Origin of the sequence: Sphingomonas sp. CBMAI 2297 (assembly GCF_029870595.1) — a bacterium.
GTDB lineage: Bacteria > Pseudomonadota > Alphaproteobacteria > Sphingomonadales > Sphingomonadaceae > Sphingomonas.
In genome coordinates this window covers 47,559-58,635 of the sequence record NZ_JAPDIR010000017.1, presented here as the reverse complement: position 1 = coordinate 58,635, position 11,077 = coordinate 47,559, and the positions used below count along the sequence as shown (strand labels likewise).

The 11,077-nt window shown below is 64.1% G+C and carries 10 protein-coding genes; 5 read left to right on the top strand and 5 right to left on the bottom strand.

Annotated elements, in window-relative coordinates; translation table 11 throughout:
• The first annotated feature begins 272 nt into the window (after positions 1-272).
• From OMP43_RS19335 to OMP43_RS19320, 4 genes are all read left to right on the top strand, one after another.
• Positions 273-1,184: a Fic family protein gene (locus OMP43_RS19335; protein WP_280281185.1), complete on the top strand. Its 912-nt coding sequence runs from the start codon at positions 273-275 to the stop codon at positions 1,182-1,184.
• Complete coding sequence (locus tag OMP43_RS19330) at positions 1,181-1,615, top strand: hypothetical protein (protein WP_280281184.1); 435 nt, start codon at positions 1,181-1,183, stop codon at positions 1,613-1,615. The genes OMP43_RS19335 and OMP43_RS19330 overlap by 4 nt, the downstream gene beginning before the upstream one ends.
• A gap of 229 nt (positions 1,616-1,844) precedes the next feature.
• Positions 1,845-2,699, top strand: coding sequence for a hypothetical protein (locus tag OMP43_RS19325; RefSeq protein ID WP_280281183.1), 855 nt, complete (start codon positions 1,845-1,847; stop codon positions 2,697-2,699).
• 13 nt (positions 2,700-2,712) lie between these two features.
• Complete coding sequence (locus tag OMP43_RS19320) at positions 2,713-3,090, top strand: hypothetical protein (RefSeq protein ID WP_280281182.1); 378 nt, start codon at positions 2,713-2,715, stop codon at positions 3,088-3,090.
• A 156-nt stretch (positions 3,091-3,246) separates the two neighbouring features.
• Here OMP43_RS19320 and OMP43_RS19315 read toward each other — a convergent pair whose 3' ends face one another.
• A complete protein-coding gene (locus tag OMP43_RS19315) occupies positions 3,247-3,660 on the bottom strand; it encodes a hypothetical protein (RefSeq protein ID WP_280281181.1) in 414 nt (137 codons plus the stop codon).
• A 211-nt stretch (positions 3,661-3,871) separates the two neighbouring features.
• Positions 3,872-5,146 (bottom strand): hypothetical protein, encoded by a 1,275-nt coding sequence (locus tag OMP43_RS19310; RefSeq protein WP_280281180.1) that lies wholly within the window; start codon positions 5,144-5,146, stop codon positions 3,872-3,874.
• 108 nt (positions 5,147-5,254) lie between these two features.
• On the opposite strand from OMP43_RS19310, the gene OMP43_RS19305 reads away from it, so the two are divergent.
• Positions 5,255-5,833, top strand: a complete 579-nt coding sequence (locus tag OMP43_RS19305) for an ABATE domain-containing protein (RefSeq protein WP_280281179.1) — start codon at positions 5,255-5,257, stop codon at positions 5,831-5,833.
• Positions 5,834-5,912: 79 nt separating this feature from the next.
• On the opposite strand, the gene OMP43_RS19300 is transcribed toward OMP43_RS19305, so the two are convergent.
• The 3 genes from OMP43_RS19300 to OMP43_RS19290 form a co-directional block, all read right to left on the bottom strand.
• Positions 5,913-7,136 carry a Ca2+-dependent phosphoinositide-specific phospholipase C gene (locus OMP43_RS19300; protein WP_280281178.1) on the bottom strand — a complete coding sequence of 408 codons (1,224 nt, stop codon included), beginning with the start codon at positions 7,134-7,136 and terminating at the stop codon, positions 5,913-5,915.
• A gap of 70 nt (positions 7,137-7,206) precedes the next feature.
• Complete coding sequence (locus OMP43_RS19295; protein ID WP_280281177.1) at positions 7,207-9,549, bottom strand: TonB-dependent receptor; 2,343 nt, start codon at positions 9,547-9,549, stop codon at positions 7,207-7,209.
• 138 nt (positions 9,550-9,687) lie between these two features.
• Positions 9,688-11,022, bottom strand: coding sequence for an MFS transporter (locus tag OMP43_RS19290; RefSeq protein WP_280281176.1), 1,335 nt, complete (start codon positions 11,020-11,022; stop codon positions 9,688-9,690).
• Positions 11,023-11,077: the final 55 nt, after the last annotated feature.

The window sequence follows — 11,077 nt, the reverse complement described above, 5'->3', positions numbered from 1 at the left end:
TGAAATGTGCAAGGCGATCTCGCAGTTTATGAACATAATACTGTAATATATCGTCGATCGGCGTGGGCTATATTTTCAACCCGCGGATATGATTGCGGAGTGTCGGCGGAGCGCTCGTCATCAGGGGCCGGAGCCCCGTCGTTTCAGGAAATCCGGATATTGTTTCGCTGGGTCCGCCGGGTCTGCGCCGATAGTGGTTCCGGATGTCGCGCCATGGGTGTGGAAGTGGAAAATTCTAACAATGAAATCCTGGCCATGTCGTCGGCCGAGCCGTGCGTTTCAGCGCCAATGCCGTGCTTGAATCCGTCGCGCACCTTGGTGCCCGCGGTTCTGAAATGACTGCGCGGCTGAAGGGCCGGGCGACGGTCATGCCCGATAGGTTGTTCGTGCCGGATCCGGTTGCTTCGATCCATCTGCAGATTGCGAATTTCCGTGTCACCGAAATCGGCGCGGGGCTCTGCACCTCCGACGCGCAATCCATAACGAGAGCGGTGCTGGCCGAGCAGGGGAACATGAATCTCACGCAGCAACGCTATCCGGGCATGTTCGACGAGTTGGGCGTCTATGTGCGTGGAGCGGAGCGTGCGGATCCCCAGTCCCTGCTCTCGAAGAGCCTGCTGGAGTGGGAGGCGGTCGAACGGGCCGAGCGCCGCGGCATTGCGGGCGGCCTGGCGGATGCCGATGCCTTTCTTGATCTCCTGCGTTCCATTCACCGCTCGGTCAAAGGGGGCGCGACTGCGTTCCGCACCGGGCCGGTCTTCATCCGGCCCGATGCCGATGGGAACGTGATCGAGTTTCCATCCTGGCAATTGTGCGAGCCGTTGCTGCGGGCGCTTGCGGCTTTCACCGCCCGGCATATCGGGCGATATCCGGCGCTCTGCGCCATGGTTGGCTATGCCGGCGTCATACATGCGCACCCGTTCCGCGACGGAAACGGGCGCACGGCGCGGATCCTGTTCAACCTGATTTTGCGCCATGGCTGCCAATCGCGGCATTTCCTGCCGCTGTCGCGGCTGACGACCCTCAGCGAGGGCGGCTTCCTGATCAAGCTCAGGCGCGCGCTCTATGGCGGCGAATGGGAGCCGCTGGCGGCGTTCTTCGTCGATGCGCTTCGCCTGTCCCACGAAATCCAAGGCGGAAACTCGGGTCGCAACAGTGATTTAGTGACGGGAGATAGGGCATGACTATCCTATTCCATCTGTTCTTGCCTGTGATTGCCTCTCCTATGGCATTGCCGGCACCAACCTGCGCCGAGGAAGTTCGCGCATCGGCGGTCGCCAATCGCCTGGCCGATCTTCCTCCGGAGATCGTGGAGCATCTGCGCGCCTTCAGTCGCAGTGAGTTGGGCGATTCCGACGGTCCGTTGCTGAGCACCGATGCGCCGAGCGCCAAGGAAAGAGGGTATCCCACCATAAGGTTCCATAAGGGATACAAGATCGGGGATCAGTGGTTCGCGCAGTTGGAAGTGGCGATGTTTTCGGGCGTTCGGACGCTCGTTTACAGGCGGGCCGCAGAAGACAACAAGTTCCACCAGGAGTCTTGGAAATATTACGCGGGACCTCCCTGTGAAAGCATCAAGGCTTCCTTGAGTGGGGTCCTTACGCCGGGGTCCTGAGCCAGGGCTAATAGCCTTGAGAATGTACTAGCTTGACGCGACGCCCGTCGCACTAATGTGGGGGCGTCGTTCAATGACCATGACTTCCTGATCAAGCTCAGGCGCGCGCTCTATGGCGGCGAATGGGAGCCGCTGGCGGCGCTCTTCGTCGATGCGCTTCGCCTGTCCCACGAAATCCAAGGCAGAAACTCGGGTCGCAACACGTCTCAAACCGATTGGGAGTTCCAGAATGCGCGTTCTCAGTTCTTATGAGTTGGACCTTGTCGCGGGTGGTTTCGGGTCGACCGACGACGCGCAGATCAACAGGGCCGGAGCCATCTATGAAGGAGGCGGCTTCGGTAGCACTGGCGGCGGTGGTGGTGGTGGTGGCGGCGGCGGCTTCGGTGGCGGCTTCTGGTATTGGGTCGCTCCCGCGAGCTATTTCACGGGCGAGGACGGTGCCTATGCCCCCGGCGGCCAGGGTGGCTGGAGATGGATCCCGTCCGCCTCGAATGGGGGCTCGCCAGGTGGTGGCGCCGGGGTCGTGCCGCCCGTCCCTCAGGACTCGCCCTGCGAGCAAGACGCGAAGGAGGATGAGATTGCGAGGGGCGTGGAGGGTTTGATCAAGCAGCAACCCGATTGGAATGCGCGGGAATATGGTGCGCTGATCGTCCGCTACCAGGATGGCAGCTATGGTGTGACGGCCTTGGCGCGGGGTGAGACGGTTGCGGAGGCCAAGGCCCGTGCAATCGCTGCGGGTCAAACCGGGTTCTCTCCGCAGCTTGCCTATAAATATACATCGGAGGGAGGGGCTGTAATCGTGGCCGCTATCCATAACCACCCCGATGTGGATTATGATAATTCCGAAGACATGAAGAATAGATACCCATCCCATAACAGTGGGTCAGGGGATTACGGCAACTTCGATAAGCTTGTGGGGAGGGATGCGCGGTTTGTTTCGTCAGCAGACCAGTTCACGCACTATATTCTTGGTCCGGACGGCGTTCTAAGGGAATTCAACCTGAAGGATGGGCATCTGAATCCAAGAAACGATCCGAATCCTGGCGTGAGGTCGAATTTGGCGGCGGACAGGCCGTGCAGATAAAGGGAGCCGGCTCATGATCGAAATGCTGCTTATGCTCGCAAATCCAATCGCGCAAACCCAGGACATAGTGATACCCGGCCCAAGAAGTCCAAAATTCGAATTGATACTAAGGGCAAGTTGCTCGCAAAATAATTATAATATTTCCATAGAGAATGACGGTTTTGTCTCGAAGCTATTATACTCTCGGGTGAACGGTAAGGAAGTGGATCTCACATCCCGGCAAGGGAATTTGAAGCGCTTCCTGTCAACGGCCCATAGCGTGGGTCTTGCTGTCTCCGGATGCGAAGAGCGTGGGGAAATCATCATCGCCGTAAGCGGCGTGTCAGATGATCCGTCCAGCGAAGAGCGTGGAAAGGTTGTCCATCGCTTCTTCGGAACGGGGCCGTTGTAATCTTGCATGGGAACCTGCCCGGCGAGCTGGGCGACGTCCGTCACATCAATGTGGCGGGCGTCGTTCAATTGCCGCTGCGGTCGGGCAGGCGAGGGGTGAGGGGCATTTGCCGCCGCACCCCATTGGGGACGGGCTGATCGGCGATCGGGAAATCGCCTATTCCTGCACCGGATTGCCTTGGACGTCGTTGCACGGCCGACTCCAGCTGCTTCCGCCGAAGCCGCTGCCGGTGCCGCTGAGCTTCTTCATGAAAGTCGTTCCGGAAATCTGCAGCTTGAGTGTTCCGGCGCCCCCGATATTCCCGCGAACATCGGCCCAGCTTCCATTGATGAGGTTGCCGCTCCGCGTCCCCTTGAACGCGTGGGTCCAGGATTTTCCGTTATCGGCGCTCATTCCGACCCACCAGATGGTGGTGCCGACGGCGCGGAGGCGATAGGTGCCGCCATCATTCGCCTTCCAGATGCCATTGATGGTCGCGGGTGCGATGCATTGCGCGTGCGCAGGCGACAGAGATGCCGCCATCATGGAAGTGCTCGCCAAGGCTATGGATTTTATGAGTAAACCTTTCATGATATCCTCCGATTATCTCTATATATGTCGGCAACTATAGAGTTGCCTTCGCAATCTACGCCCATGTGCATCATGTAAACAATGAAACATGCGCCAGTTCGGAGTTTGTTCGGAAGTATATTTGTGTAAGTTCTGTATATTCAAATATTGAATACCGATAGGGTCCGGGATCTATCTGAGAAAATCGCGTATTCCATTGAGGTTGCGCTGGTCATATTTGGCCTTTCCTCGCTGCGCATCCTCCCGGGGCGTCGACCCTGGGTAAGGCAAAGGGGAGCAGAAGAAGCGACAGCGCATACGCATATTGGCTCAGGGTGACGCCAATATTGAACGGAAACCAGATGGTTGGAGCGCCAAGCCGGGATAGCTCGCTGACGAACAGGGCGATCGCGATCAGCGCCATCGCCGCCAGGGCGGGCAGCCGGCGTGCGCCACGCAAGGCCATGCGCACCGCGATGACGGCGAACAATATGGCAAAGGCCAGGCGCGCAATGGCGATCAGGTCGGGCAAATGGGCGATCGCCCCGGCCACGCGCGCGGCCCATGCGGCAACGGCGCAACCCAGGACGATCGACCGGCCGCGCCCCCCGGCATGCGCGTTCCAGGCGGCGGTCCAGGCAAGCATGGCGAGTGGTGAGAGGATGACCGCATTCTGACGGTCGAGCGTGGGCGCGTCGAGCAGGTCGGTCCAGGCCGCGATCGCATTGCCCAATCGAAGGCAGGCCGTCGCGACAAGGGCGATCGCCAGCCATCGCGCGAAGCCCGGCCGGGCGATCGACGGCGCAATTGCCAGCGCGATGCCGGCAAGCAGGACCATCATTGCCGGTATCGCGACCTCGACGATGTAGCCGGCGATGGTCCGCATCCACTGCGCCCGGTGCAATGTCTCGCCAAAGGCCGCCGTGGTGAGTGTGGGAACGCTCCTCAGCCCGCCGCTGATGCCGTTGCGGTCGAGGCCGGGCTGCATGAACGTCCGGATCGCCAGCACGCCGGCCCGCTGATCGGCGAGCCGCGGAAGTGCGACCAGAAAGGGGCGGGCGCCGATGACTCTCGGATTGGGGCCGAGCTTGCCGATGCCGCCGATCGGCCGGCCGTTCCAGAACATCTCATAGCCGTCATCGACCATGGTCGGCCCAAGCAGCGCCAGATCGCCCTGCGCCGGCAGGGCGATCCGCCGGCGATACCAGCCATAGCCTTCGAGATCGGGATGGCCGTGCGCGCGCCAGCCGGCAAGCCACCCCGGCAGGCCGACATCATCGTCGCGATTGCTCGGCAGCGATACGAGATCGAGTCGATCCCAGTCGCGATCGTCGGTCCGCGGATCGGCCCAACTCGGATTATCGCCGGGATGGAAGCGCCAGGCTCCGTCCAGGGTGATCGCCGGGCCGGCCGGATCGGGGCGGCCGCCGATTGCGAGCGCCGCGACGACAAGCCCCAGCACGATCGCCACCAGAATGCAGAATGAAAGCGCGAGCCGCCTCGACAAGCCAACCTCCCCAGCTGCGCCACCGTGCCCCTGCGATCGGGACTGGCTTTTCTAACCGTCTATATGGTTATATTGTGAAAATACCGCCAGCAAGCGAAAAGACGGAGAATGGTAGAGCAAACGCGTGTTTCGGCTGGGATCGGCGGCAGCCTGTCGCTGGAGTTCGCCAATACGGCGGGCTGGCATCTGGCGGCCCGGCCGGTCGAGCGGCTCGGAAGCTGGCGCGACATGGTGCACTGGGCGGCGGAGCAGAAGCTGGTCCATGCCGACCAGATGGACGATCTCCTGGCGGCAATGGCCGAGGTCGGGCCGGCGCTCGAGCTTCGGGAGGCCATTTTCCGGATCGGTGTCGCGGTGGCGCGCGGCGATGCGCCCGAGAAAGGCGACCTGAATGCGGTGATGGCGTGGGCCTCGGGCCCTCCGCCGGATGCGATCTGGTCCGGCGGATCCCTGTCATGGCGATTCCAGCATCAGGGCGCCATGCCGCAATTGCTCGGCATCGTCGCGCGCGATGCCGTGGCGCTGCTGGCCAGCGACCGCGTTGCCAGGCTGCGCCTGTGCGCGGGCAGCGATTGCGGGTGGCTCTTCCTCGACGAGAGCCGCGGCAAGCCGCGGCGATGGTGCTCCATGGGCGATTGCGGCAATCGTTCCAAGGCGCGCCGTGCCTATGCCCGGCGCAAGGGCTAGCGCGCCGGGCGGCATGCAGGGCCGGGCGCGCATCGCGGCGGCGCTTCGTCCCCCTTCTTCTTTCCGCGGAAGATAATCGTCAGCGCTTCAGCCGGCAGGCCCTGGGGGCGTTGACCGGATTGCAGCGCGCCTCGCCGCCGCCCGGCAGCCGCACGACATAGTCGGTCCCATAGGCGTTGCCCGGCTTGTAGAAGTCGGTCGAGACGATCTGCGCGCCGCTGGCAAAGGCCTGGTTGGCGCGGCTGAGGTCGTTCGCCTTTGCCTCATATGTCTCGATATCGGCGCGGGCGCGGACGAGATAGCCCTGCTTCACCCGCTCCGGAATCTCCCGGGCGCGGACATTGGCATTGTCGAGCAGGAGGAACGCGGCATAGCTCTGCCCCGGCGTGGCGCGCAGGAACGCCGCGCGCCCTTCCAGATTCTCGCGGCCCGCATGATAGGCGGCCAGCGCCTGGGGATCCATCGCGGTCAGCAGCAGGAAGACGAACTTGCCCCGCGACTTGGCGAGCGTCGGCCAGTTATGGGCCAGCACGCCCGCTTCGAGGGTGGGATGGCGGCCGCGGACGTCGTCGGGGATCACCAGCCTGTCGCGACCGATCTCGCGGAAGATCGACTGGTCCATCTCGTCGAATGCGGCGCGATCAAAGGCGAGCGGCGGTGTCGAGTTCGGAAACACCGGCAGCGCATCGCTCTTCGCCTCGACCAGGATGAAGATCGGGGCGTGGTCCGGATGGGCATCCGACCAGGCGCGCAACTGCTTCAGGCAGCGGGTGAACAGGTTGCAGCTGGAGCGCACGTCGAGATCGGCGACATGGAACACCTTCAGGCCCGGCTTTTCCATGTCGGTGGCGTCATAGGGCAGCATCTGGCTGTCCTTCACGCCCTTGGCGCGCAGCGCAGCGAGGCCGGCGGGGCGGGCATAGCGCCCGCCCTGGGGGTCGTTGTTGATGTCGATCTCGAGGCTGCGCATCCCGGCATCGAGCTGGTCCGTCAGCGTGGTGTAGCGATAGTTCAGCCCCTCGCTCATGCTGGTGAAATTGGGATGATATTCCTGCCAGTCCGCCTTCATCTTCTCCGGCATGGCCTTGGCGAAGGCGGCCAGCTTCGGGCCGAGCGCGGCGTCCACCATCGCCAGCAGCTGCGGGTCCACGCCCTGCGCATAGCTGTTGTGGGTGCCGATCACCTGGATCTCGTTGAGCCGCACTTCGTCGGTACGGGGCGTCTCCTGGGCAATGCCGATCGCGGTGATGCCGCAGGTGGCGATGGCGGCGATCAGGCCGAGGCTGGTTGCGAGCTTCTTCATGTCGAGGGTCCTTGGTGCGTCGGGCTGCGCATCCCCTCCCGGCCGATCGGCCGGGAGGGGCGATGGCGCGTCAGAAGTTGATCTTGGCGAAGGCGCCGAGCGTCCGATAGGCGTTCGGCGAGGTATAATGGAGCAGGCCGAGCGCGCCGTAGATCTGCCACCCGGTCGAATAATAGGTGTTCAGCAGATTGCGCGCATAGACGCCGAACTCGACCGCGCCATCCACCTTGGCCAGGCTGATCCGCCCGTTGAGCAGGCCATAGCCGGGGATCCGCGAATAGGTGGAATTGGGGGTCTTGGTGCCGTCCGGGTTGCTGACCGCCGGCGCGAGGATATCGCCGAGCATCGCGCCCGTCACCGTCTGGGTGTCGCTGCGATAGCCATAGTCGAGATGTGCCTTGAAGCTCAGCCCGGCGCCGATCTCGTCGGCATAGTCCATGGTGACGCTTGCCTGCCATTCCGGCGCGTTGGTGAGGCGCGTGCCGGTATAGTTGGCGGTCGGGCTGGCGACATAGTCGGTGAACATGGCGTCGGTGTAGGTCACCGAGCCGCCCAGGGTGAGCTGGCGCGCGGGCTTGATCGCCAGCGATGCCTCGATGCCGCGCGAGCGCAGGCCCGGCGCGTTGCCGATCGCCGAGGCCAGGATGAATCCGCCGACGCCGGTGCTCACCGGCGTCAGGATCGTCGCCTGGAAATTGGTGAACTTCGACGAGAAGGCATTGATGTTGAAGCGCACGCGGCGATCGAACAGCTCGCTCTTCAGGCCGATTTCCCAGCTCTTCACCGATTCCGGATTGTAGGGATCGTAGCGATTGCCGACGAACGCGACGCCGCCCGGCTTGTAGCCCGTGGCATAGCTTGCGTAGAGCATCACGTCGCGACTGATCGTGAACTGCGGCGCGATGCGATAGGTGAAGCGGCCGCCTTTCTTCGATCCCGAGCGGAATGCCTCGGTCGGCCCGGAACTGGTGGCGACGAAGATGGGCGAATAGCCGGTGATCGGCACCGGATCGATATTGATGTAGCCGATCGTCTGGCGGTTCCAGTCGTAATTGTAGCGGCCGCCCAGGGTTACGCTGAACTGGCGGGTTGGGGTGATCTTGACCTGGCCGAACGCGGCCGCCGTCTCGTTGGCGGCGTCGAAGAGCACGGCGTTGCCGAGCATCGCGCGGGTGATGGGATCGAAGGCGCCGGTCAGCGCATAGAGCGTGGGCGAGGGAACGCCGGCCGGCGAGAGCAGCGGCGCGCCGAGCGTGCCCCATTGCAGCTGGGTCTGCTTCGCGTTCAGCTTGTTGTAGAAGGCGCCGAACAGATATTCGATTGCCCCGCCCGTGGGCGAAGCGAAGTGGATTTCCTCGCTGAACTTGTTCGTCTTCAGCCGGCCCGAGTTGAACGGGATGTAGGCATAGACATTGCGGGGCAGCAGATCGGCCGGCGTGTCATTGTCGAACGTCGTCTCGCGATAGGCGGTGATCGACGTCAGCGTGTGCTCGCCCATCGCGTAATTCACATGGAGCGAACCGCCCTTGTTGGTCGTGGTGTTGTGGCCTAGCGAGCCATCGGCGCTGTCGGCATTCTCCGGCCCCGGGATCACGCCCAGGGCGATCTGCGCAGCGGTGAGCGCGGCGGCGGGCGCATAGGTCGAGCCGGCCGGGCCGCCCACGGGCACGCGGATGGCGGTGTCGATATGATGGGTATATTCGCCGGCGAGGACCAGTTCGAGCGCCGGCGCCGGCTGGAACAGCAGCTTGCCGCGCACGCCCCATTCGCTGACCAGGCCCAGATTGCGGTCGAGCACGACATAGCGGCCCTTGCCGTCCTGGCCCAGCGCGAAGGCGGACAGGCGCAGCGCGGCCTGATCGCTGACCGGCACGTTGAGCGTCAGGTTGGTATTGCGATCGTTGCGCTCGCCATAGGCGGCATAGGCGGTGCCGGAGAATTGACCGATCACCGGCTTGTTGGTGGTGATCGCGATCACGCCCGAGGTGGAATTCTTGCCGAACAGCGTGCCCTGCGGACCCATCAGCACGTCGACGCGCTGGATGTCGGTGAGGCCGATCAGGCCGTTGTCGCGCTGGGCGTCCATCACGACGTCGTCGACGACGACGTTGACCGACTTGGCATTGGAGAAGTCGAACGAGGTGCTGCCGACACCCCGGATCTGGAAGGCGGCGCCCTGGGTCGGGTCATATTGGACGCCGGGTACGACATATTGCAGGTCGGTGAGCGAGGTGAAGCCGCTATCCTCCAGCGTCTGGCCGCTGACCGAGGTGATCGAGATCGGCACCGATTGCGCCTTTTCCCGGCGGCGCTGCGCGGTGACGACGATATCGGCGAGACCCGCATCTCCCGAAGCCTCCGTCGCCGCAGCGGCAACAGTGGGATCGCTCTGCGCATACGCTTGTTCAGTCATGCCGAAGCCGCACGCGATCGTCGCCGTGCTGACCATCAATGCCCGAAATAGGTCGTTCTTCATTCGCAATCCCCCTGGAGATTCCACCGATTCGGCGGGATACGAGGGGCGCTCTAGGGTCTGCGCATGACAGAAGAATTACATTTGTTCAGTTGCTGGTTCAGGGTCCATGGCCAGGGGCGGGCCCGTCTCGGCGGGGGCCTCCGAGGCGGAATCGGCCAGGATCCATAGCGAGGCCATGGTGATGAGCGCGGCGGCGAGGCTCGGCATCAGCAGCACCGCCGCGAACGCCTGTTCAGGCGCCGGCATCGCGCGCGGATCGAATCCCAGGATACGATAGCCGGTGAACAACAGGCCCGAAACGACGGCGCCGCACAGATTAAAGGGCAGATGGAAGCCGGCATAATGCGCGGCTGCGCGCTTGCCCGATGGCGCCTCCACGGAATCGAGCCGCGCGCCCAGCAGCATCCGCAGGGCCATGAAATCGACCGCGGACGCCAGCCCGAAGGGGATCGTCCACAGCATCAGCGCGGCCGGCGCACCGGCCGGCAGCATCGGCAAGGCCAGCGCCAGCGCCAGATTCGCCCAGAGCGTCAGCCGCAGCAGCGCGCGCGCACTCAGCCTGGCGGTGATCCGGATCGCCGCCAGAATGCCGATAGCGGCGCAGATGGCCTGGATGAGGATCCCGATGGGGGCCCAGCCGCGCAGCCCCAGGCCATTGTCGACCACGTAGAAATAGCCCGTCGTGGTGATCGCCGCATGCGCGCCGTTGAGCGCGAACAGCGCCGCCAGCCGGCGGTTGCCGCGATTGGCGAACAACAGCCGCAACGGGCCCAGCAGGCTGGCGAGCCGCCATCTGTCCGGCGCGGCCGCGCGATCCGGCAGCAGCGCGACGAGCGCGGCGTGCAGCACCAGCGCGCCCAGGGCGACGAGGATCATGATGACCAGGAAGGGCGAGGGCCAGGCGGGGATCCGCAGCGCGCCGATCGCGGAGAAGCCGATGCCTCCGGCGATGCCGAACAGGGTTCGCGTGCCGAATATCCGTCCGCGGGCCTTGTCGTCATGCGCGGCCTCGAGCGCCCAGGCGCCATGGATGACGTTGCACAATGCCCAGCCGACGACCAGCAGGGCCAGCGCCACCGCGACCCCGGCGACCGAAGGCGCGACACCTTGCGCGAGCAGCGCGGCGGTGCCGATCAGCACCAGCGCGGTGCCCAGGATCATCCAGGGCCGCCGCCGCCCGAACCGGCGCGATCCGTGATCGCCCATCGATCCCGCGAGCAGCTCGGCCGGGATCGGCGCGAGATTGGCGAGCAGCACCAGCCAGCCGACGACGCTCATCTGGAGCGCGAGCTCGCCGGAGAGATAGGGGGCGAGAAAGACCCGCCGGGCCAGGTCATAGCCGGCAAAGGCCAGCGACGGCAGCGACAGCACGACGAGGCGCGTGCCCGAAAGTGTTTCCCGATCCGCCATCCCGCACACTCCGCCCGGGCGCCTATCAGCGGGTTGTGCCGTTTCGATGACTCCG